The organism is Methylovorus sp. SPW-M1, from assembly GCF_053848825.1.
In genome coordinates this window covers 319,501-342,230 of record NZ_CM132626.1, presented here as the reverse complement: position 1 = coordinate 342,230, position 22,730 = coordinate 319,501, and the positions used below count along the sequence as shown (strand labels likewise).

Sequence of the window (22,730 nt, the reverse complement as noted above, 5' to 3'; positions counted from 1 at the left end):
TCAGGTCGGCGATGCCGTCTTTTTTCGAAAAAACAGGATTATAGCAACTAAGGCCAGCACAAACGAATAGGCGCAAGCTGAATCAGTGCAAGGCGGGCAGGGTTGTGGTATCTTTTACCTTGATTATTGCTTCCCATGCCGCCACCCGCCTCAAGCACCTATACCCGTGAAAAAACAGCTACCCATTATTTTTATCGCCTTCATTCTGCCCATTACTGCCATGCTGTGGTGGTGGGGGCTTTTCAGCACCCCCAAGCTGCAGATTGAACAGGCCGGCGATTATCACTATGCGTATCTGGAAGCGCAGGGTGTTTATTCCAAACTCGGCGAAACGCTGGCAGAGGTCAAGCAGGAGCTGGACAGACAAGGTATCAGCCACGGCGCTGAAGTTACGCTGGTGATGACCGACCCCCGCAAAACCAAGCCCGCCGACTTGCTGGCACGCACCGGCTATATGATTCCAGCAGATGCAAAGCTGCAATCTCCGCTTAAAAGCGCGACCATTCCCAAACGTGAAGTGGTGGCTGTCAGCATCAAGGCGCACCCGCTGCTCGCCTATGGCAAAACCTACGGTGCCCTATTGGACTATACGAATCAGCACCACTCTTCATTACAATTACCTACGCTGGAAATTTTCGAAAACAGCGTATTACGGGTAGAAATGCCGTTATCGCATGAACCGCAGGATGCATCTCCATGAATTTCATTGTTCTGGTCAGCGCGCTCGCTCTCAGTTACTACCGCCCGCATAAAAGCCTGGACTGGCTTTTTCATATTTGCACGCCTTATGCACAATTGCTGGAACGCAACTTCAATGGCGGGAAAAACCGGCACGGCGTTGTAGCCTGGACCCTGGGTGCCCTGCTGCCTTCCATCGTCATCGGCTTTCTTTATTACGGCCTGATGGAGCTTAACGTCATCATTGGCATGCTGTTCGGCATTGCCGTGCTCTACCTCATCCTGCGCTTCAGCCGGTTCAGCCAGCGCGCCGAGCGCATTGCCACCGCCCTTGCTGACAAAAACATAGATGAAGCCCGCACACTGCTCAGCCAGTGGGAGCCCCCGCTGGAAACCAGCCATTACAATGCTGCTGAAGTCGCCCGTGTCAGCATTGAAACCACGCTGCGCCGCGCCCACCAAGGGCTGTTTGGACCTATTTTCTGGTTTGTGCTGCTGGGCCCCGGCGGCGCTATGCTTTATCGGCTTTCGCACCTTTTCATGCAAAGCTGGGAACCCCATCTGGATAACCACTTCCATCGTTTCGCCCATCGCGCATTCGAGTGGCTGGACTGGCTGCCTATCCGTATTTCGGGCGCGTGTTTTGCCATTGTGGGCGACTTTGAAGATGCCGTTTATTGCTGGCGCACACAGGCTGCTGGCTGGCCAGAGCAATCCCTGGGGATCATTCTGGCGAGTGGCGCAGGTGCCCTGGGCGTAAGATTGGGTGAGCCGCTGCCATATCGCGGCGTATTGCAGTTCCGTCCGGAGCTCGGCCTGGGTGATGAGGCCGATGCCGATTATCTGAAAAGCGCGGTGGGCCTCGTGTGGCGCGTGCTGGTCTTGCTGGTCGGCCTGCTGTTGCTGTTAACCTTTGCCCACTGGCTGGGCAACTAGGGCAGCCATGGGCTGCCCATCATTGTTAAGCTGAATCGAAGACACTCTATGGATATCGTACTTGCCAACCCACGCGGCTTCTGTGCCGGCGTCGATCGCGCCATCATCATTGTCGAGCAGGCGCTGGAGAAATTTGGCGCCCCTATCTACGTGCGCCACGAAGTCGTACACAACAAATTTGTCGTGGATGAACTCAAGCGCAAGGGCGCCGTGTTTATCGAAGAACTGGAAGAAGTCCCGCCAGGCAATACCGTGATTTTCAGCGCACACGGTGTGTCGCGCGAAGTCCGCACTGATGCCGAGGCGCGCGGTCTGCGCGTGTTTGATGCCACCTGCCCGCTGGTTACCAAAGTCCATAATGAAGTTGCCAAAATGCGTCAGGATGGCAAAGAGATCGTCATGATAGGCCACAAGGGTCACCCTGAAGTAGAAGGCACCATGGGCCAGTCCGACGGCGGCATGTATCTGGTGGAAAAACCGGAAGACGTGGATAGCCTACAGGTCAAAGACCCCGCCAAACTCGCCTATGTCACGCAGACGACGCTCTCTATTGATGACGCTGCATCTATCGTCACCGCCCTCAAGGACAAATTCCCCCTCATCAGCGCGCCCAAAAGCGACTCCATCTGCTATGCCACGCAAAACCGGCAAGATGCCGTAAAGGCCATGGCCAAGGATTGTGACCTGGTGATCGTGGTAGGTTCCCCCAATAGCTCCAACTCAAACCGCTTGCGTGAAGTGGCGCAGAACCAGGGCATCGAGTCTTACATGGTCGATAACGCCAGCTACCTGAACGCCGAGTGGCTTGCAGGCAAAAAGCGCATCGGCGTTTCTGCTGGCGCCTCCGCACCCGAGATTCTGGTGAAAGAAGTCATCCAGCGCCTGCAGGAAATGGGCGCGGCCGAGGTCACCGAGTTGCAGGGTGTGGTTGAGAATGTGGTATTCCAACTGCCGAAAAACCTCAAATCCGCCTGAAATAAACCCCAAAAAAGCCTACAAAAAAGCCCCGCGATGCGGGGCTTTTTTATTCATGCAGAAGTACTCAATCGCCTGTTACTTCTTGAGGTTATCCAGGCTGAACGCCGTTTTGGGATTAACCGCCAGAATGATCATGCCACCCGCAATCGCCATGTACTGCATAAAGACGATAGGTTCATTGAACTTGAGTATGACCGCGACAAATACGGAATAAATAGCCAGGGTAATCGCCGCGCCACGGGTTTTGAAGCCCAGGAATAACAGGCTACCTGCCACCAGCTGAACCAGTATCATGATGGGAGCGAATATGGTGCCCAGTCCGTGTTGTGCCAGAAAGTCCTGATATGCCGAATAACCATCCGGATTCTTGAAAATCAGCATCAATTGGATAATGATGGAAACCAGATAAATTTGCGCCAGCAGCAGACGACCGATCAGACTGAAAAATTTGTTCATACACACTTTCCTGAGTTGGTAACATGGCAAAACGGCATGATGCCTGCAAGCCTGACTGGCCGCAAGCCCGCAACACGAAGGAGCAAGCATGAAAATCCTCATTATCCTTGGCGCATTACTGCTTGTTGCATGCAGCCCCGAGCCGGATCACAGCACGCCCAAAGTCGCGGAAGAAGCGCGTGCGGCGCTGGATAAAGCCAAGCAGGTGGAAAATACCCTGCAGCAATCGGAGCAGGCACAGCGCGAGCAGATTGAGCATGCCTCCGAGTAATACCTGCCCTGGTTACATTATCAAGCCAGTGTGCTGGCAGCAGGCAGGGGCATCCCTGATGTATGTGCGCCGCACGGTGTTCATGCAGGAACAACAGGTGCCAGAATCGCTGGAGTGGGACGGGCTGGATGAAGAGGCCCACCATCTGCTGGCCTGCACCTTTGGACATGAGGTGATCGGTTGCGCGCGCATACTGCCGGATGGACATATTGGCCGCATGGCCGTGATGCCGGGGTGGCGCGGCCATGGGGTTGGCCGGGCACTGCTCGATAAAGCCGTCACGCATTGCAGCCATCTGGGCCTGCGCGAAGTAAAACTTTCCGCGCAAACCCATGCCATCGCGTTTTACCAGAAGGCCGGTTTTGTGGTGTGCAGCGCGGTCTACATGGATGCGGGCATCCCGCATTGCGACATGATCCTTACGCTGTAAGCCCCGCAACGACTGTTTGCCCCACCCTGCCCGCTTGGGTAAAATGCAGGGTCAAGATTTTCTTCAAACCCCTCTTTTTCTTATCCCACAAAAGGAATTCCGCATGTCAAAAATTATCATGAAAGCCGGTGAAGCTACCGTATTCAGCGAAGGTAAAGACGTTACTGCAGCGATGCCAGAAATCGTCATCGGCGCTGTAGACGGCCCAGTAGGTACCGCATTTGCCAACATGATGGCGCAGAGCAAGGGTCACACTGCCATGTTCGCCGTACGCGACATCAACCAGCTGGTACGCCCTGCCACCATGATGGTGCCTAAAGTCACGCTGAAGGATTCCACCAACATCGAACTGTTCGGTGGCCTGGTACAAGCTGCTACCGCTGATGCGATTCTGGACTGTGTGATCGAAGGCATTATCCCCAAGGATCAAGTCAATGACCTGTGCATCATCAGCCTGGTGTGGATTGATCCGGGCTGTGCAGCCCTGGCCAAGGAAGGCACGCTGGACAAGGCAGACATGTACAAGAACAACTACGATGCCACCAAGCTCGCCATCAAGCGTGCACTGAACGATGAGCCGACCATTGATGAACTGATCGCCAATCGTCACAAGATCAAGCATTGCATGTGGGAAGACAGCTGGGATCAGAAGTAATCAGCCCCGCTGAGTTTTAAGAAGGAAGTGCAGGCATTATGCGCTGAGACTCCTAGCATCAAAAAACCCCGGAAGTTTTTACCTTTCCGGGGTTTTTTATTGGCGTGCAGCCTGAATCCAATGATGCCGATTCAGGCCTTGCCTGTCAGTGCTTAATACTTCTTCACCAACTCGGGGGAGAATGGCTCCAGCACGCAACGCAACTCCAGCACTTTTGCCTTGTTAGGGGCTTTGTCTGTGGTCGCGTCAAATTCAATCACGCTCTGGTCACGGTTGGTCCAGATAAACCCACCGCCTTTATTCACGTTACCTGCCATGTATTGGACAGCTTCGGAGCATGCACTCACATCATCGTAAACGCCTGTTTTGATGAGGTAGTGATTATCCAGATGGTCAAGTATTGCGACCATACTGCTCCATTGGCCCGCACGTGGTTGGGGAACACTCACCTCGGCGGCCATGGCATTGCCAGCCAACATCAGAATAGCGGCAGCAGTCAGGGTTTTCATAGCTTGCATCGTCTTCTCCTTTTTTATATCAACATTATCAATCAAGCATAAGTACGACCATGCCAGGCTTGAAAAGTTGAGATATTTATCGGAAGACCCGTCAGATACCGCTCTGAAAAGCGTTGCCGGGACTTATGTCAGTTGCGTCAGATCATCAATGACATTGGCTGCGCCCAGCTGGCCTAACAAGCCAGCGCGTTGCAGTTTGTAACGCACATTGGCACGCATTCCACATAAGACCAGGCGCGTATCGTGTTTATTGCAGGTATCGCGCAAATCCCACAAGGCCTGCATACCCGTCGCATCCACAAACGGCACATGTTCCAGTCGCAACACCAGCACGCGTGCATGGGCATGCACATGCTCAAGCGTGGTTTCCAGCCGCTCGGCAGCAGCAAAGAAAAAAGGCCCGTCCATATCGAACACCACGGTTTGCGGCGGCAAGGTGTAGCCATGGTGAGCGGCATGCTGCTGCACTTGCTCATCGGTCTGCTGAGTAAGTACCACGGCATCGGACATGCGCTTCATGAACAGCAGAGCGGCCAGCAATACGCCAATATTGACCGCGATCACCAGATCGCCAAAGACCGTCAGCAAGAAGGTAATCAGCAGCACTGCCACATCTGCGCGAGGAGCCGTCGTCAGCATATGGCGGAAGCGCCCTATTTCACTCATGTTCCACGCCACTACAAACAGAATGGCCGACAACGCGCACAAGGGAATATGCGCCGCCAGCGGCGCCAGTATCAATACAATCAACAGCAAGGTAAGCGCATGCACCAACCCAGAGAGCGGACTGGTGGCCCCATTGCGGATATTGGTCGCCGTACGGGCAATCGCCCCGGTGGAAGCAAAGCCGCCAAACAGTGGGGAGAAGATATTGGCAATACCTTGGCCCACCAGCTCCTGATTCGAATTATGGCGGGTTCCCGCCATGCCATCGGCCACCACGGCGGATAGCAGAGATTCAATCGCCCCCAGCAAAGCAATGGTAAACGCGGGTCCGATCAGATGTAGCACTTCAGACAGGCTGGTCTCCGGCCAGGCAAATTGCGGCAATTGTTGCGGTATCCCGCCGAAGGCACTGCCTATGGTGGCTACGCCATCCAGCCCCAGAGCGGCATGCAGCAGAGTTGCCGCCAGCATGGCGACCAGGGGCGCCGGAATACGCTTTAGCACGCGCGGCGAATACAGCAGGACAATCAGTGTGAATGCAGCCAGGAGTAAAGTGGGAACATGGGTCTGCGGAATGGACTGCAACAGATGCCAGAGCTTCTGGTGAAAGTGCTCCGCACCCGGTTGCACAGGCAAGCCGAGAAAGTCTTTCCACTGCCCGACGAAGATAATGACAGCAATGCCGCTGGTAAAGCCGATGATGACGGGATCCGGGATATAGCGGATAACACCGCCCATACGCGCCAGGCCCATGCCAATGAGCATGAATCCCGCCATCAGCGTGGCAATCTGCAAACCTGAGATACCGTACTGTGCGGTAATCCCCGAGAGAATGACAATAAAGGCACCGGTGGGCCCGGCTATCTGCAGGCGGCTGCCGCCAAAAAGTGAGGTCAAGGCTCCGGCAATGATCGCGGTGTACAAGCCTTGCTCGGGTTTGGCGCCGGAAGCAATTGCAAAGGCCATGGCCAGTGGCAACGCCACCACCCCCACGATGACGCCAGACACAATATTTGCCACCCAATGCTCCCGGGTAAGCAATCCTGCGCGTTTGGCTTCAAGTATGGCAATCATGGTGGCACCCCCATTCTTGCACACAATACCCGCTAACTTCAAATGGGTATTACGCTATCCGGGGAGAATTAAGCAATGAAGAAATAGGCACTGGCCCAAGTACGCCTTCGTGCATGTAAGGCGGATTAGAGCAAGGCGGTTTGCTGCCAGCGCAACTGCTCCAGCAGTACACGCACAGGCGCGGGTATGCCCGCCTGCACCGCGGCTTCCAGCGTCAGCCATTGAATATCGGGGGTTTGATTTGCCGTCAGTGCCGCTTCAACCGCCAAGGGCTGCGGCAATATATGCAGCTTGAAATGGCTGAACACATGGGTGAGCGTGCCGAAGGGTGGTAACTTCTGCGTCTGAAAGCCATAACGCTCAACAGCGGCCTGCTGCGCATCCAATGCACTATCGACTTCGGGCAGGCTCCATAAGCCGCCCCAGATGCCTGAACCGGGGCGCTTTTCCAGCATGACCTGATTGTCGTGCAGCAATATCAGCATGGTGGTGGATTTTTCCGGGATCGCCTTGCGCGGTTTGGAAGCAGGCAGTTCACGCGTGCGCCCTTCACGGTATGCCAGACACGTCGTCTGCAAGGGGCAGGCATCGCAGCGTGGGCGGCTGCGCGTGCACAAGGTGGCGCCCATGTCCATTAGTGCCTGGGCGTAGGGGCCGTGCTCTTGTGCTGGTTGCAGGCGCTCTGCGAGTGCCCACATCTGCTGTTCCACGCGTGGCAATCCAGGCCAGCCCTCAATGGCAAAATGCCTGGCAAATACGCGCTTTACATTGCCATCCAGTATCGGATGCGGCGCCTCGAATGCAAATGAGGCGATAGCCGAGGCGGTTGAGCGGCCTATGCCAGGCAAAGCCTGTATGGCTTCCAGCGTTTGCGGGAACACGCCACCATGCACTTCCATGACCTGCTGGGCTGCCTTGTGCAGATTGCGCGCGCGGGAGTAATAACCCAGCCCGCTCCAGTGCTGCATGACATCATCCTGTGTCGCCATCGCCAGGCTGGAAATGGTAGGAAAGCGCTGCATGAAGCGCTGGTAATACCCTATCACCGCCGCCACCTGGGTTTGCTGCAACATGATTTCCGACACCCAGACCGCATAAGGGTCGCGCGTTTTCTGCCACGGCAGATCATGGCGGCCATAGCGCTTCTGCCAGCTGATCAACTTGCTGGCGAATGTGGGCTCAGAGTCTGCAGGTACAGGCTCTGGCGAGAGAGTATGTACTGACTCAGGCATGCCTATCCCCTGCATGCGGCACCCTCATGTTCGCCCCGTTTGCAGAGAGCACGGCTCTTGGGCAAATGCGCCTGGAGTCACCATCCGCAACCGCCTTGTCAGGCGATACAGGCAAGTCGGTCGGCAGTTGCATTAACAAATGATCCAAGAATCAAAACCCCAGCAATTTGTTGAGTTTTTTCTTGGCCTTTTCTTCCGGTGTTTCTTTTGGCGTGGCATCGGTATTGGAAGGCTGGCCATCTGCAGGCGCCGTGGTGGCGTCTTTCTTGCCACCCAGCAAGGATTTCAGGGCTTCCTCCTTATTGCCGCCCATCAGGTTCTTGACGGCTTCACCTTTGGTACCACCCACGCCCTCCAGCAACTTGTTCTTGGCAATGGCAGCGCCCAGGCCAGCGAAGTCGATGGCATACGCGGGCTGGGCAAACGTGCCACTGAGCTTGATGGGAATGGTCAGGCCATTCATCTCGGACAAATCGGCACCGCCCTGGCCCTTGAGGGTATTCACCACCGTCGGCTTGGCCACGTAATCCAGGGTTTCATTGGCAATATCGATATCGCCACTGCCGGTAATGCGGAACAGGGGCGCTTTCATGCTGAGGTCTTCGTTATGCGCCACGCCATTTTTGATCGTGAAGCTGGCGGACATTTCACTGAAATCGGTCTTCTTGCTCTTGTCGCCCGTCACACTGCTCTGGCCCTTCAGCACATTCAGCTTGTCTTTCACACCGCGCAATGTGCCCGCAACATCAATCCCTTTGACGGCACCATCGGCAAGGTTAAGCGCGGCCTTGCCGTTCAGGGCTTTTTTTAGGGCGCTGACGGTCCCTCCCTGCGTCGTGATATCGAGATTGAGCGTGCCCTTGCCGCTCAACATATCGTTATTGATAGCATCGGTAAGCAAGGGGCCAATGGCGATGCCTTTCATGTCCTGCCTGACGGTGATACTGGGGGTAGTGCGAGCATCCACTTTCAGGCTGCCATTCACACTGCCTTCATACAGATTGGCCGACAAGGGCGCCAACTCAGCCACGCCATCCTCTGCCTTGAGCTTGAGGCGCACGTTGGTGGACTTGATGTTCGCCACTTTCAGCCAGCCTATGCGCAGCTCGCCATTGGCATTGAATTGCTTGAGCGCACTCAGATCAATAGGCGCATCGGTCTGCGGCTTTTTAGCGGCATCACCAGGCTTGGCGGGGGGAGCATCTGATTTGGTGATGTATTTGTCGGCATCAAGCTTGTCGATGTCGATATCAAAGCGGTAGATGGGGTTGGCAAAGCGGCTGATACCAAGGCTACCGGCAATCTGGCTGTCATCCAGCTTCACGCTCAGCGGCTTGATATCCAGGGTCTGCCCGTCGGCTTTGACACCAAGTTTGAGATTACTCAGCTGGTATTTGTCATAGACAATGCGGCCCATCTGCACATTGCCCTGCAAGCGCAAATTCGCCAATGCTGAAAGATCTGCAGGTTTGGCGGGGCTGGATTTATCCACTGCTACGGGCTTGGTGCTGGCTTTGCTAGCGGGGCTACCCAGCAGGGCATTCAGATCCAGCGCATCGCCAATCAGATTAAAACGGATGTCCGGCTGGTCAAACTTGCTCACGGCCACATCGCCCTTGAGCCGGGTGGCATCCAGATTCAGCGTGAAGTCACTATTCACCAGCTGCTGTTTGGCGTCCGCATGCAGCTTGAAGGCAAAATCGCCCTGCATTTCGCGCTTGGGCAAGGCGGGGTCATTCACGTTGATCTTGCCCACCAGCTTGGGCAGATCAAACACCTGGGTTTCAAGATTGCCAGTGAAGGGCGAGTTGAAGGTGCTTTGCAGCTGATGCTCGCCCTGCTTCACATTCACTTCACCGCTGATACCGCTACTTTGCACCGCCTTGGGCGAGCCTTTAAGATCGGCCAGCACCAGCTTGGCGGTGAGGGTGTCGCTGCCTTTTTCCTGGCTGAGATTGATGCTGGCCTGCTTGCCGCTGACCGTGTCCTGCTGCACGCGGATTTGCGGAGCATCCAGCGCTACTTTGAGCTTGGCGCCATCCTGCGTGGCTGCCAGAGCAAGCTTGAGGCTATCCACCAGCAGTTCCATGTGCTCCAGTCGCGCATCCACATCGCCACTGAGCGTCAGATCGGCATCCTTCAGGGTGGCAATATCTCCCTTGATGCCTGCATCCAGGCCCTTGACGGCAAAATGCTGTTGCTCGGGGTCGGCCAGCACATTGCCCTTAATGCTCACGCGGGCCTTAACGGCAGGATTGTTCGCCTCCAGCTCAAAATCGCTTGCCAAATCAAAGGGGGTGCCCAGCGCCACATGGCCGGTCTTCAGATTGAATTTGCGCAGCGCCAGCTGCTTGTCCGTCATCTCGTCGCGCACGTTCAAGGCGGCATTGGTAACGTTGATGCCATCAATATCAAACTTGATCTGCTCGGACTCTTCTTCATCCTTGCTCATCAGATCGTCAAAGTTGGTAGTGCCATCCTTGTAGCGCACGATATTGGCACGCACGCCGTCCACATACACCGTATCCACCACCAGCTGCTTTTTGAGCAATGGCAGCAGAGCCAACGAGACCTTGAGGCCATCAACAGCAGCAAACTCCTTGTCACTGTTGTGTTCGGAAATTGAAATGCGGCCGAGATCCGCCCCTATGCTAGGCCAGAAGGCAAGCTTGATATCGCCATCCAGATGCAGGGTGCGTTGTTTTTTCTCTTTGACCAGGTTGATAACGGTTTGCTTGTAGTCGTTGGGATTGAAAGTCGCGGCCACAATACCCACCACCACCAGCAAAACGACCACCACAGCGGCCAGGCCTATCAGGCCGAATTTGAGTAGTTTATTCATGCACAACGCCTCCTCGTATTTGCAGCCTGCCTGGCATGGCGGCTACTTATTCGTGATTTCACACCGCTAACAATAAGGTGCAGCAGCGGGGTATCAGCCACCCCAACCGAATCTGGACATGGCCTCCGCCCCCAGATAGTAAATGCCAAAGAAGAAAAATCCAAAATAGACGGTGGTGAAGATCAACCAGAAAAAGGCGATCATTACCATCAGGCCATCCTGCTCAAGCTGGCCTATGCAGTAAAACAAGATGGCCAGGCCGGGCAGCACATTATTGAGCGGCAATACACCAAAGGGAATCGCCATCAACAGACCTGAGGCGATGAGGATGAAACCGCCTATCTTGCGGCCCCGCTCCCCCTCCACCAGGCGTGGATATCGCTGCGGGCGACTAAAGCGGCGGCAGAATCCGACCACCTTGAGGCTGATTTTGGCCAGCATGCGCCAGCTTTTTTCGCTCATGGTCACGCCACGGATTTTTTGCGGCAGCACCGGCGACTCTGCCCCGCGCCATAGTTGCCAGCCCAGAGCAGCAAACGTGAAGCCCCCCAGCACTGTGAGCGGCCCCAGCGGGATGGGCTGCAACAGCGGCAACACCAATATCAGCGCAATCAAGCCAAACGCGGCATGATCCAGACTATCCAGCGCCTCGCCCAGGCTCAGCGGACGCTGCTGCGCCGTCTCGGCAAAGCCACTCAATATCTCAACGACACGTTCGTAGCTATGCATGCCTTAAGCGAACTTGAGGAAGTAGATCAGCACCAGCGTGCCAAACACGATGCGGTAATAGGCAAATACGCGGAAATCATGGTTAGCCACATAGCGAATCAGGGTTTTTACCGCGATCAGCGCGGCAATGAACGCCATGATGAAGCCCACGGCGAACATGGGAATGTCATCGGCGCTGAATAAAGCGCGGTTTTTGAACACATCGTAACCACTGGCCGCCAGCATGACCGGAATCGCCAGAAAGAACGAAAACTCGGTGGCCGCCTTGCGCGACAAGCCAAACAGCATGCCGCCCAGGATGGTGGCACCCGAACGCGAGGTGCCGGGAATCATGGCCAGCGATTGGGCAAATCCAACCTTGAGTGCCTGCAGGGGCGTAATGTCATCCAGCGTGGCTGCCTTGTGCACGACATCCTTGCCATCAAAATGGCGTTCAATCCACAAGATAAGGAAGCCGCCGACGATCAGCGCCACTGCGACATTGATGGGCGAAAACAGATGGGTCTTGATAAAGCTGTGAAAGACCAGACCCAGCACCGCTGCTGGCAGAAAACCGATAAATACGTTCAGGACAAAGCGTTGTGATTTCGGGTTGCTGGTCAGCCCCTGAGCGATCCCGGTCAGGCGCGTACGGTATTCCCAGCATACGGCGAGAATCGCCCCAAGCTGGATCACGATCTCAAACACCTTGCCTTTGTCGTCGTTGAAATTGAGCAGGTCGCCCGCCACGATCAAGTGGCCGGTACTGCTGATGGGGAGAAACTCGGTGGCGCCTTCGAGGATGCCGAGAATGGCGGCTTTGAGGAGTAACAGCAAATCCATGGATATTATTTCTCTTGTTCAGTGTTGTAATGAAAGGCACAGCATAAGCCTGCAAAATGACTCCCATATTGCGCTTAAGACCCAAGCAACTTATGGGCCTGCATATTGAGCTGCAGGATTACATGCGTCGCCAGGCCGACAGGGCCTGCGCCATCAGGTCGGATTGGGTTTGTGGCACCTTGCCGTCGGGGCTGAGCTTGTCCACCACTTTGGGCAGATAATTTGCCAATGTTTGCGCGACTTCATCCAGCGACATATGAAATTTTTGCGCGATATCGGTCAATACCTGTGTGCCAAGAGCCGCTTCTATCTGATCAGGCGCCAGCGGCAGATTTTCACCATTCGCCAGCCATGAATCGACTTCTTCGGCCATGCCGGCATCGCGGAATTTCTGCAGCACGCCAGGCGCACCACCATTGCGCTCGATAATTTCCAGGGCAACCTGGAACATGCGGCCTTGTTCGCCACCCATTTTTGCGGCCACGGAGCCCGCAATGCTGCTAAATAAACCCATGATTCAGCTCCTTACTGTTCAGTCTGGCGTCAACGTCGTTGACTTCGTATGCGCTTTTTCCACTGAAAGATAAAGCCTGGTCAGCATTAAAACCGTTCGCCGGGACGCAGGTAACGCCATTGCCCCGGAGGCAATTTACCCAGGGCCACACTACCGATACGCACGCGCTTCAAGCCCACCACATGCAGGCCTACCAGCTCGCACATGCGGCGAATCTGACGCTTGCGACCTTCGCGCAGCACAAAACGCAACTGGTCTTCATTCTGCCAGGACACTTTGGCTGGCTTGAGTTGAACACCATCCAGGCTCAAGCCATGGTTAAGCTTGCGCAAGCCTTCATCCGACAAGGTACCCTCTACACGCACCAGGTATTCTTTTTCGGTTTGTGAATCCTCGCCAATCAGCTGGCGTGCCACGCGGCCATCCTGCGTCAGCACCAGCAAACCGGTGGAATCAATATCCAGGCGACCGGCCGGGGCCAGACCTTTCAGGAATCCACGTCTGAACTCTTTTTGTACCGGGTCTTCTGCCCAGTGATTATCGGGATGCACCAAGACGACAGCGGGTTCATACCCGTCTTCTGCCTGACCCGAAACATAGCCCACCGGCTTGTGCAGCAGGATGGTGACTATCTCGGACTGATGTTTCTCTGCCTCTTTACTGACTTCGATGTTGGCGTCGGGTTCCACACGGGAGCCCAATTCGTCCACGACCTGGCCATTTACGCGCACCCAGCCATTCACAATCCACTCGTCTGCTTCGCGTCGCGAGCACAGGCCAAGCTCCGCCATACGCTTGGAAAGCCGCGGCAAATCAGGCTGCGACGCCACAGGCTTGGGCGTGAACATCGGGTTCTGCGTGCGATCGCGATTGAAATCGCCCGCCACAAAACCATCGCGTGCCTTGCCACCCCGACGCGGAGTATCACGATCACTGGCAAGCCTATCAGCGCGATCAGCTACAGGGCGGCGTGGGCGCTCGCTACGCTCAGCCGGACGCTCGTCGCGCTGACGATTCTCGGGGCGTGCATTATCCGCACTGGGGCGCGATTCGCCGCTACGAGCCGGACGATCTGATGCAGAACGCCTTGCTGGCTGGCGCTCACTGGCGTCACGATCCGCGGCTACGCGGCGTGGGCGATCATTTTCAGCCGGGCTGTCGGCGACCTGATGTTCATGCAAGGTGCCATCGTGCCGATGATTGCGCTGACGCTTGGGCGCCGCACGGTCAGCAGCTGGGCGGGCACTGACGGCTCGCGCCGGCTTGTTGGCAGGAACGCGTGCCTCTGCTTCCTTGGCCGGAACATGGGCCACCGGTTTTGACGCCGCATCACGCGGACGCTTGGCCGGGTCTGCGCGCCGCACCGGTTTACGGCCGGAAGGTGCATTGGAATCAGCGGGTGTTGCTTTGGGGGGGAGTTTTAGAGTGGTCACAGCTAGGGTCTCGTAAGACAAGGCTAGATTTTACCTTGATCGTGGGGTGCATGCGCAGGGGAATCGCAAGAAATAAAAAAGCAGGCGCGAACGCCTGCTTTCCAATTCAAGGGCTTAAGGTATCGAAAAAGGGTTAAACCTTCTGATATACCTCGGAGCCCTTCTTCACGAACTCAATCGCTTTTTCCTGCATGCCCTTGCTCAGGGCTTCTTTTTCATCCACGCCCAGCTTGTCGGCGTAATCGCGCACATCCTGCGTGATCTTCATCGAGCAGAAGTGTGGGCCACACATGGAACAGAAGTGCGCCTGCTTGGCGCCTTCCTGCGGCAGGGTTTCATCGTGGAATTCCTTGGCTTTTTCCGGATCCAGACCAAGATTGAACTGGTCTTCCCAGCGGAATTCGAAACGTGCCTTGGACAAGGCATTGTCGCGAATCTGCGCGCCGGGGTGACCCTTGGCCAAGTCAGCGGCGTGGGCAGCAATCTTGTAGGTGATGATGCCCACACGCACGTCTTCCTTGTCTGGCAGACCCAAGTGCTCCTTGGGCGTCACGTAACACAGCATGGCACAGCCGTACCAGCCGATCATGGCAGCGCCGATGCCGGAGGTAATGTGGTCGTAGCCTGGGGCGATATCGGTGGTCAATGGTCCCAGTGTGTAGAACGGAGCTTCACCGCAGTGTTCCAGTTGCAGGTCCATGTTTTCCTTGATGAGGTGCATGGGCACGTGGCCTGGGCCTTCGATCATGCACTGCACATCGTGCTTCCAGGCGATCTGGGTCAACTCACCTAAGGTCTTCAGTTCGGCAAACTGGGCTTCGTCGTTGGCATCGTAGATGGAGCCAGGACGCAGGCCATCGCCCAGACTGAAGGACACATCGTACTGCTTCATGATCTGGCAGATATCTTCGAAATGCTCGTACAGGAAACTTTCCTTGTGGTGAGCCAGACACCATTTCGCCATGATGGAGCCGCCGCGCGACACGATACCGGTCATGCGCTTGGCTGTCATCGGGATGTAAGCCAGACGCACACCCGCGTGGATGGTGAAATAGTCGACGCCTTGTTCGGCTTGCTCAATCAGCGTGTCACGGAAGATTTCCCAGGTCAGGTCTTCGGCTTTGCCGTCGACTTTTTCCAGCGCCTGGTAAATCGGCACAGTACCAATCGGCACCGGGCTGTTACGGATGATCCACTCGCGGGTTTCGTGAATGTTTTTACCGGTGGACAGATCCATCACGGTATCGCCACCCCAACGGGTACCCCAAACCATTTTTTCGACTTCTTCCGAGATGGAAGAACCCAGCGCCGAGTTGCCGATGTTAGCGTTGATCTTCACCAGGAAATTGCGGCCTATGATCATGGGCTCGATTTCAGGGTGGTTGATGTTGGCCGGGATAATCGCGCGGCCACGGGCCACTTCATCGCGTACGAATTCCGGCGTAATCACCTTGGGAATGCTGGCGCCAAAATGCTGACCGGCGTGCTGGGTTTGCAGCAGTTCGCTCATGTTTTCGCGGCGCTGGTTTTCGCGGATGGCGATGTATTCCATTTCCGGGGTGATGATGCCGCGGCGGGCGTAGTGCATCTGGCTTACGTTCATGCCGGGCTTGGCACGCAATGGCTTGCGCGTCAGGTTGAAGCGCATTTCGGCCAGCTTGGGGTCTTCCTTGCGTTGCTTGCCGAAGTCAGAGGTCGGGCCATCCAGTTGCTCGGTATCGTTACGCTCGGCAATCCAGCCAGCGCGCAGGGCGGGCAAGCCATTGCGGATGTCGATCTTCACATCAGGATCGGTGTAAGGGCCGGAGGTGTCATACACCACAACCGGTGGATTCTTTTCTGCGCCAAACGCCGATGGCGTGTCGGACAACGAGATTTCGCGGAAAGGTACGCGAATATCGGGACGCGAGCCTTCCACATAAATTTTGCGCGATTTGGCAAATGGCTGCGTCGCACCCGCGTCTACTTCGGCGGTCTCGTTCAGGAATTTGTTCAGGTTTTTATCAGTGGCGTTCATGTGATGCTCCAAAAGATGCAGGGAGCACGAACAGGCTTCACGGGGAGATGTACAGGAGGTACGGTGTGAGGCTTATCAGTGGCTTCCCTACGGCGGGATTATCCGCGTCAGGTTCAAAGGGTAACTCTCACTCTATAACCCTGATTAGATAAAGGATTAAGAGACCCCCAGCAATAGGCGAAACTTACGCGAAACCAGCAATAAAAGCAAGTTTGAAGGACTTCTGCTCGAAGGGGGCAAGCATCATAAAAAAAGGCACGGGCATGCGAAATTGCATACCCGTGCCCAAAGACGCAAGGCGCCAAGGGGGCCAGCGCTAGCGTTTCTTTTCTGCGGCCTTCAAACCTTCTTCCACGTCCTGCCGACGACCGGCATCGGCATCTTCACGACCGGGGCGGGCAGGCGCAGCCAGGGCTTTTTTGTAGTACTCCACGGCCTTGGCATATTCGCCCTGCCCACTCAGGAAATCGGCATAGAAGTAGTTGGGGTCTATGCCTGTGGGGTTGAGTTGCAGTGCTTTTTCCAGGTACTCGCGGGCTTTTTTCTTGTCACCAAAGCCGATGGGCCAGCCTGGCACCTTGTAATAGAGCGAACCCAGCGAGGTATAAATCGAGCCATTCAGCGCATTCGGATTGATTTTCTCAGCGGCAAGCAACAGATCACGTGACTTTTCAGCGAGCTTGAGCGCGCCAAGACCACCCTTAGCCTTGGCGTAAGTACTGAGAATAATGGCTTCCCAGATCATGGGTTCAGCTGCGCCCGGGTTGGCGGCGCTTACCTGATGCGCTTCTTCTGACAGGGTTTTCAGCGCTGCTTCCTGCTGGGCATCGGGTATCTGGTAATTGGCATGCGCCCAGTCATGCTGCAGCTTGACGATGGCAGGGTCTACCTTGTCATCCGCATATACCGGGGCGGCAAGCAGCGCTGTGCCGAGCAGGCAAAGCGCAAGAAAAGTGCGTTTCATTGAATTTCTCCTAAGGAATGGGAATGACGATTCACAAAAGGGGCGGCCAGGCGCGCCTGTTTTTTCATGCCGATGTTGACCAGTTTGGGCAGAGCGCTATTCAGCCAGGCAAAAAAGGATTCCGGCTGGCCGATGTAATACTCCTCGCACTCGCGGGCAATAGCACACACAATCTGGCGCGCGACGTCTTCCGGGGCATCCAGTGAAATATTGGCAGCACGCAGCATGTGCGTGGTGGTGGCATCGTTGAGCGGAGTATCCACCGCACGCGGGGCAATGTAGGTCACCCGCACTGGCGTATCGACCAGCTCGCGCCGCAGCGACTGCGAAAATCCGCGCATGGCAAACTTGCTGGCGCAATAGCTGGCGTAATGCGGAAAACCAATACTGCCGAAAATGGAGCCGATGTTGACCAGCTGCCCTTGCTGCCTGGTCAAAAAGTGCGGCAGCACTGCCCGGGCCAGCAAAAGCGGGGCGGTGACATTGGTCTGGATAATCTGCGCAATGCGTTCCGGGCTCTGGTCTTCAAACTGGATGAAATCCATGACGCCAGCATTGTTGATCAGGATATCCAGTCCGCCCAGCTGTTGAATGGCAGTGTCCACCACGCCCTGTGGGGCATTGGCATTTTCAAGATCAGCCACGATGGAAATACGCTCGCCGGGCATACCGCTCAGTGTATGCAGCAGTTCCTGCAATTTACCGGGGTGGCGCCCCACCAGCGCAAGATGGGCGCCCTGCGACGCCAACTCGACTGCCAGGGCCTGGCCGATACCGCCGGTGGCACCCGTCAGCAGGATACGGGCATTCTGGATATTCATGCGGCCTCCTGATACGCCGCGGGCAGGAAACGCTCACCCAGCTCGCGGAAAATATTGCCATACAACTGGTAGAACACGCGGGCACTGTGGATCAGTTGCGCCCTGTCATCCGCATCTTCAATACGGTTGACCAGGCCTTCATAAAAAGCGGTGTGCCCGACATCCAGCGCGCCATGCGAAGTGAGATAGGTGAAGCTACCTTTGCCCAGGCCCAGGCTGGTACGGATGGCTTCGCCTGCCTGAGTTGCCAGCGCGGTACTGGTACCTTCCAGCACCAGCACCATGCCGAAGAAACCGATCGGATTAACACGCTGTATGGTGTCGTGGGCATAGGCCACCATGATCTCGGTAGCCAGTCCGGGCTTGCCATGGCGCACGGCTTCGGCATCGCCACCACTGGCCTTGATGTCATTCAGAATCCACTCCTGATGCCCCAGCTCTTCTTCAATATATTCGGCCACCGCCTCACGCAGCCACTCATAACGCTCAGGCAGGCGCGCACCGCAGGCCATCAGCAGTGGCACGGTATGCTTGACGTGGTGATAAGCCTCGGTCAAAAACGCGATATACGCATCCAGGCTCACCTGACCGCTGGCACCCGCACGAATCAAGGGCAGGCTGAACAGCGCATTTCGTTGCGACTCCGTCGCAGCAAGCAATTCATCATAAAACTTCATGGTGTTCTCTTTCATATAAAGGATTTATACGCGCAGCATATTGCTGCCAGATGGCATCGCGCCGCAGCCTGCCATTCGGGGTGAGCTGCTGGTTTTGCGGGCTAAAAGGATGTTCGGCCAGAATCCATTGCTGCACGCGGGCATAGTCCGGCAGCGTCTGATTGGCCTGTTGCACGGCAGCTTCAATCTGCGCCGTTATATCGCCAGATACACGCGGCACAATCACCGCCACGCTCCAGGGGCGCGCCTCGCCAAACACGGCAACCTGCGCGATCACCGGCGACAGGGCCAGTTCGCTTTCCACCCATTCCGGCGACACATTGCGTCCGTATGAGGTGATGTAGATATTCTTTTTGCGGCCCGTGATATGGAGATAGCCATCCTTGTCCAGATAACCAATATCGCCGGTAGGCCAGTACGTGACATGCATGGCTGGCTGGGCGGCATAGCCAAGCAGGGTGCTGCCTGCCACCAGCAGTTCGCCATCGCTGGCAAATGCCAGCTGCACGTGGGGAAGCAGCTTGCCCACGCTACCCGGCCGCTGCTGGCCGGGCGCATTGAATGCCACCACCGAAGCACATTCCGACAAGCCATAGCCCTCGCACACTGGCAGGCCCAGCTCTGCTGCACGCTGCAGCAAACGCGGTGCCACGCGGGCGCCACCCACGGCAATCAGGCGCAAGCTCGCAGGGGGAACCCAGCCAGACTCGGCGGCCATGACCAAGGCACGCAACAGCTCGGGAATCAGCAGCAATGTGGTCGGATTGGTTTCCTGTATGGTGCGCAGCAACTGCGGCACATTGAGGCCAGACGCCCCACTCAAGCCCACACGGCTAGATGAATACAAGGTAGTGGTTGCCCCAACCAGCAAGGGCAGGTAAAGCCCGGCAATGTTTTCCAGCAAGGTCGACAAGGGCAGGATACTGAGATGGCTATCCTCGGCGGAAGCCGCCGTGGCATCGGCGAGCGAGCGGCTGACCTGCTCCATGGCCTGCGCGCTGAGGCATACCCCTTTGGGCTGGCCCGTCGTGCCGGAGGTATACGTCACCTTTGCCGTGCCGGCTGGCAAGGCTCTGGGTTCGGGGTTTTCAAACTGCAAGCGGCTGACCAGTTGCCCACCCACCAGCTGGTGATGCTTGCGGACGATGCGATAGCCCTGCGCCAGCAACAGTTGCTCCATGACCATGGGCTGCTGGCAGAACAAGGTATCGATGCCAGCATCCTGTATGGCATGCATGATTTGCTGCGGCGAGAAAAATCCAGGCAAAGGCACCACTGGCACCTGCAGTTGCAGACAAGCCAAATCAAGCACGGCCCAGGCAGGGTCATTCTCCATGGCAATCGCTACCGCCTGTGGCCGCTCTTGTGGAAGACCGGACTGTTGAATGAACGCCGCTGCTGCATTGATTTCAGCAGGGAGCGCTTTATAAGCGATGCTGAAGTGGCTGCCACGCAAGGCCGTATGGTCTGGCCTGGTTTCTGAGTGCTGCTGAATGGTGGTAAGAATAGACATGGCAGCTCCTACTGCATGCGACGCACGGCAAGCACTTGTGGTGCATTGTCATAGTAACGACCCCAGTCAGGGCGCTCTTCGGCGGGCAAGCGCTGAATATCGGCCGCCCCCAGATGCACCAACTGCATGTTCAGCTTGAGCAGGGCATTGCGCAGGGCTGGCGTGGCGGTAAACACCGCCCACTCGGCCTGGCTGCCATGCAGATAAAGGCTGACGCTGGCGAGCAGATGGCGAATATGCACAGGCTGAAATACCGCCAGATTGCCCACCTCCAGAATCTGGTCGCGCGCGACCTGCTTGCCGGTCGCGGCACTCAGGATCAAGTCGACCGGCTGATCGAGATAGGTTTCCAGAAACAGGGGCTGCTCGGCTGCATGTCGCACGCCACATACCGCATGCAAATTGCCTGCATCATCGCGCAGACTCATCAGCGTCGGCATGAAATGGCGTATGCGGGCGCCATGCACCAGTCGGAACACGCTGCGCACAAACTGCTCCAGCTCCGCGCGATCCTGGGCATCCGGCCCGGCCAGCGTGGTTTGCAAGCCACCTGCCATATGCAAGGGCACAATCGCTTGCTGGCGCTTGGTCGTATATGACTGATGCGCTTGTGTTATTTTCTGGGGATCAAAGCTCGGTGCCGGCAACATGACGACTCTCCTGTAAGTGGTAGTCATCATGTCGCAATCGGCATGCCATGTTAAAAAATGGCAACTATTTTTTATAAATCAGCAACTTAAATATTTAATGGCAAATAGTCGAAGCGCAGGAATTGTCACGCGCAAGCCAAGACCATACAAAAATTGCAGGGTTTATCGCACCAGGGAGTTTACGGCCCTCGCAATTGATCAAAAAAATCGCTATGCGGCAAGCACTTAAGGAGGGCAGTTCAGCGCGGGCGGGCTAGTGGTAAACGATCCATCTCCCAACAGCCAGGCAACGGCTTTGACCCGGGAATCCACCTTGCAGGCGTCGACATAGCCTATGCCACCCGGTGTATCCGCCACATAGCGCAGAACCGCCTCTTGCGAGGAAACCACATGCGGCGGCGTAGTGCCGTGGTAATACACTTCGTTCCAGTATTCGGCTTGCGTCTCGGGCAAGCTGCCCAGCACGCGCTGCGAAAACTGTCGCCGCTGGGGACTATCGGTCGGCAGGTTCACCGGCTGCATACGCACACCTTCTGACCAATACAGTTTTTTGCGCCAGTAAATCAGCGAGAGATCGACCAGGCTGCCTATCTTGCCGCTCTGCGTCTTGGGCACCACCACCGCCAGCGTATCCGCAGGGCCTGCCAAGGGCTGGCCCATGGAAAGCATGCCGGCGAAGACGAGCGCGAGCATCGCCATGCACGGACGTGACACCCACACCGTCAGAAGGTCTCGATAGCGCAACATGCCAGGGCGGGAGAGCATCAGAACAGGATGGCAAACGAAGTAAACAAGCCCTTGGGCGCGTCGGCACGTTCTTCATCGCCACCCACATACTCGAGCTTGAACACCCGGTTAGGCTGCAAGCGCCATGCGGTGCCCACGACCCAGCGTTCGGCCGAGCCTTCTGCAGGGCGTTTGAAGTTTTCCAGCCGACCGACGGCAAACCAGCGATTGCCCAGAGGCGCTACCGCCTGCAGATAACCGCCACTGCCACCATCCCGGTTATTGCTGTAGTAACGCTGATAGGCTTCTCCGCTGAACTCCCAGTCGTCGTGCTTGACCATGAAGTCGGCCCCCATCAGCCGGAACTGCGGCGTGCCGGGGATATCCTCGGTAAATTCCATCAGGGTCAGGCCAAGATTGAGCTTGCCGGTAAAGGCAAACCGCGCGCCGTGGGTATCGCGATACTGAATCTCGTCGCCGTCCAGGTGCTGGTCTTCCAGCGCCTCCATGAAAAACGTGTATTCAAAGGCACGGTTATCAAACGACTTGGCACCATACAGCATGATGCCGTTGGTAGATTGCGGGAACAGGCGGCTGGTCGCCAGCGGGCGGGTGGTAGTCCACACCAGCGGCGCGGCATGGATAAGATTCCAGCGGCCAGCCGGGGTCAGGAAGCGGCCAGCGCGCAGATTGTATTGTTCGGAAATGTTGTAATCGAGGTAGAAACGCTCAAGGTCTATCCTGGCACCATCGTTGGTCAGGCCCTGGCCGGACTTCCAGCTCACGGGTTTTTCCTGCTCAAGTTCGGCGAAAAACCGCCAGCGGCCTTCGCCTTCCCAGCGCAGCAAAAAGCTCACCTCTTCCAGGCTGGCTTCGGATTTACCACCGGGATGCACATTCAGATAGGCACTGGAATAACCGCCCAGCTTGAAGCCATCGAGAAAACCGCCTGCCGTATCGTCCGCCGCAGCAGACTTGCAGAGGCTGAGTGCGACGACTACACTCAACACCCCATAGCAGCTTAATGCACGCATACATTCCCCAGCGTATGAATCACCAAAAATACACCTTCCCTTGCCTCAGGCGCGCTGCGTTTTGCCAAGAGCGTCTGATGCCGATTTGCGGATT

23 protein-coding genes and 1 riboswitch are annotated in these 22,730 nt (G+C 56.4%); of the genes, 6 read left to right on the top strand and 17 right to left on the bottom strand.

The features are described 5' to 3' along the window. Nucleotides 1–166: 166 nt before the first annotated feature. Genes ACWWD9_RS01555 through ispH form a run of 3 tightly spaced genes read left to right on the top strand, consistent with a single transcriptional unit; the run spans nt 167 to nt 2,589 of the window. Nucleotides 167–700 (top strand): GyrI-like domain-containing protein, encoded by a 534-nt coding sequence (locus tag ACWWD9_RS01555; protein WP_015831076.1) that lies wholly within the window; start codon nt 167–169, stop codon nt 698–700. Then, nucleotides 697–1,614 carry a CobD/CbiB family protein gene (locus ACWWD9_RS01550; RefSeq protein WP_455867510.1) on the top strand — a complete coding sequence of 306 codons (918 nt, stop codon included), beginning with the start codon at nt 697–699 and terminating at the stop codon, nt 1,612–1,614. The genes ACWWD9_RS01555 and ACWWD9_RS01550 overlap by 4 nt, the downstream gene beginning before the upstream one ends. Before the next feature lie 48 nt (nt 1,615–1,662). Beyond that, entirely contained in the window at nt 1,663–2,589 is a 927-nt protein-coding gene (gene ispH, locus ACWWD9_RS01545; RefSeq protein WP_455867509.1) for a 4-hydroxy-3-methylbut-2-enyl diphosphate reductase, read from the top strand. Nucleotides 2,590–2,667: 78 nt separating this feature from the next. On the opposite strand, the gene ACWWD9_RS01540 is transcribed toward ispH, so the two are convergent. Further along, entirely contained in the window at nt 2,668–3,048 is a 381-nt protein-coding gene (locus tag ACWWD9_RS01540) for a DoxX family protein (RefSeq protein WP_015831078.1), read from the bottom strand. Nucleotides 3,049–3,136: 88 nt separating this feature from the next. On the opposite strand from ACWWD9_RS01540, the gene ACWWD9_RS01535 reads away from it, so the two are divergent. From ACWWD9_RS01535 to fae, 3 genes are all read left to right on the top strand, one after another. Further along, entirely contained in the window at nt 3,137–3,319 is a 183-nt protein-coding gene (locus tag ACWWD9_RS01535; RefSeq protein WP_013443308.1) for a hypothetical protein, read from the top strand. Further along, complete coding sequence (locus ACWWD9_RS01530) at nt 3,306–3,749, top strand: GNAT family N-acetyltransferase (protein WP_015831080.1); 444 nt, start codon at nt 3,306–3,308, stop codon at nt 3,747–3,749. The genes ACWWD9_RS01535 and ACWWD9_RS01530 overlap by 14 nt, the downstream gene beginning before the upstream one ends. Nucleotides 3,750–3,852: 103 nt before the next feature. Next, a complete protein-coding gene (gene fae, locus ACWWD9_RS01525; protein WP_013443310.1) occupies nt 3,853–4,404 on the top strand; it encodes a formaldehyde-activating enzyme in 552 nt (183 codons plus the stop codon). A gap of 152 nt (nt 4,405–4,556) precedes the next feature. On the opposite strand, the gene ACWWD9_RS01520 is transcribed toward fae, so the two are convergent. The 16 genes from ACWWD9_RS01520 to ACWWD9_RS01445 all read right to left on the bottom strand — a co-directional run bounded on the left by ACWWD9_RS01520 (nt 4,557) and on the right by ACWWD9_RS01445 (nt 22,636). Next, nucleotides 4,557–4,922 (bottom strand): hypothetical protein, encoded by a 366-nt coding sequence (locus tag ACWWD9_RS01520; RefSeq protein ID WP_013443311.1) that lies wholly within the window; start codon nt 4,920–4,922, stop codon nt 4,557–4,559. 123 nt (nt 4,923–5,045) lie between these two features. After that, a complete protein-coding gene (locus ACWWD9_RS01515) occupies nt 5,046–6,662 on the bottom strand; it encodes a SulP family inorganic anion transporter (protein WP_455867508.1) in 1,617 nt (538 codons plus the stop codon). A gap of 125 nt (nt 6,663–6,787) precedes the next feature. After that, complete coding sequence (gene mutY / locus ACWWD9_RS01510) at nt 6,788–7,894, bottom strand: A/G-specific adenine glycosylase (protein WP_455867507.1); 1,107 nt, start codon at nt 7,892–7,894, stop codon at nt 6,788–6,790. Nucleotides 7,895–8,045: 151 nt separating this feature from the next. After that, on the bottom strand, nt 8,046–10,736 hold the full coding sequence (locus ACWWD9_RS01505) for an AsmA family protein (RefSeq protein ID WP_455867506.1): 2,691 nt from the start codon (nt 10,734–10,736) through the stop codon (nt 8,046–8,048). 93 nt (nt 10,737–10,829) lie between these two features. Next, complete coding sequence (locus tag ACWWD9_RS01500) at nt 10,830–11,465, bottom strand: exopolysaccharide biosynthesis protein (protein ID WP_013443315.1); 636 nt, start codon at nt 11,463–11,465, stop codon at nt 10,830–10,832. Between the two features lie 3 nt (nt 11,466–11,468). Next, nucleotides 11,469–12,287: an undecaprenyl-diphosphate phosphatase gene (locus ACWWD9_RS01495; RefSeq protein WP_455867505.1), complete on the bottom strand. Its 819-nt coding sequence runs from the start codon at nt 12,285–12,287 to the stop codon at nt 11,469–11,471. 118 nt (nt 12,288–12,405) lie between these two features. Continuing rightward, entirely contained in the window at nt 12,406–12,801 is a 396-nt protein-coding gene (locus ACWWD9_RS01490) for a YidB family protein (protein WP_159354893.1), read from the bottom strand. A gap of 86 nt (nt 12,802–12,887) precedes the next feature. Continuing rightward, nucleotides 12,888–14,234: a pseudouridine synthase gene (locus tag ACWWD9_RS01485; RefSeq protein ID WP_455867504.1), complete on the bottom strand. Its 1,347-nt coding sequence runs from the start codon at nt 14,232–14,234 to the stop codon at nt 12,888–12,890. A 133-nt stretch (nt 14,235–14,367) separates the two neighbouring features. Continuing rightward, complete coding sequence (thiC, locus tag ACWWD9_RS01480) at nt 14,368–16,251, bottom strand: phosphomethylpyrimidine synthase ThiC (RefSeq protein WP_013443319.1); 1,884 nt, start codon at nt 16,249–16,251, stop codon at nt 14,368–14,370. 67 nt (nt 16,252–16,318) lie between these two features. After that, a riboswitch (TPP riboswitch) is annotated at nt 16,319–16,430 on the bottom strand. A gap of 137 nt (nt 16,431–16,567) precedes the next feature. After that, entirely contained in the window at nt 16,568–17,215 is a 648-nt protein-coding gene (locus ACWWD9_RS01475) for a tetratricopeptide repeat protein (protein ID WP_015831087.1), read from the bottom strand. After that, nucleotides 17,212–18,036 (bottom strand): SDR family oxidoreductase, encoded by an 825-nt coding sequence (locus ACWWD9_RS01470; protein ID WP_015831088.1) that lies wholly within the window; start codon nt 18,034–18,036, stop codon nt 17,212–17,214. The genes ACWWD9_RS01475 and ACWWD9_RS01470 overlap by 4 nt, the downstream gene beginning before the upstream one ends. Next, entirely contained in the window at nt 18,033–18,713 is a 681-nt protein-coding gene (locus tag ACWWD9_RS01465) for a TenA family transcriptional regulator (protein ID WP_015831089.1), read from the bottom strand. The genes ACWWD9_RS01470 and ACWWD9_RS01465 overlap by 4 nt, the downstream gene beginning before the upstream one ends. Continuing rightward, on the bottom strand, nt 18,700–20,226 hold the full coding sequence (locus tag ACWWD9_RS01460) for an AMP-binding protein (RefSeq protein WP_455867503.1): 1,527 nt from the start codon (nt 20,224–20,226) through the stop codon (nt 18,700–18,702). The genes ACWWD9_RS01465 and ACWWD9_RS01460 overlap by 14 nt, the downstream gene beginning before the upstream one ends. An 8-nt stretch (nt 20,227–20,234) precedes the next feature. Continuing rightward, nucleotides 20,235–20,876, bottom strand: coding sequence for a thermostable hemolysin (locus tag ACWWD9_RS01455; RefSeq protein ID WP_455867502.1), 642 nt, complete (start codon nt 20,874–20,876; stop codon nt 20,235–20,237). Between the two features lie 225 nt (nt 20,877–21,101). Then, entirely contained in the window at nt 21,102–21,575 is a 474-nt protein-coding gene (locus tag ACWWD9_RS01450) for a hypothetical protein (RefSeq protein ID WP_455867501.1), read from the bottom strand. 65 nt (nt 21,576–21,640) lie between these two features. After that, nucleotides 21,641–22,636 carry a hypothetical protein gene (locus ACWWD9_RS01445; RefSeq protein ID WP_455867500.1) on the bottom strand — a complete coding sequence of 332 codons (996 nt, stop codon included), beginning with the start codon at nt 22,634–22,636 and terminating at the stop codon, nt 21,641–21,643. Between the last annotated feature and the right edge of the window lie 94 nt (nt 22,637–22,730).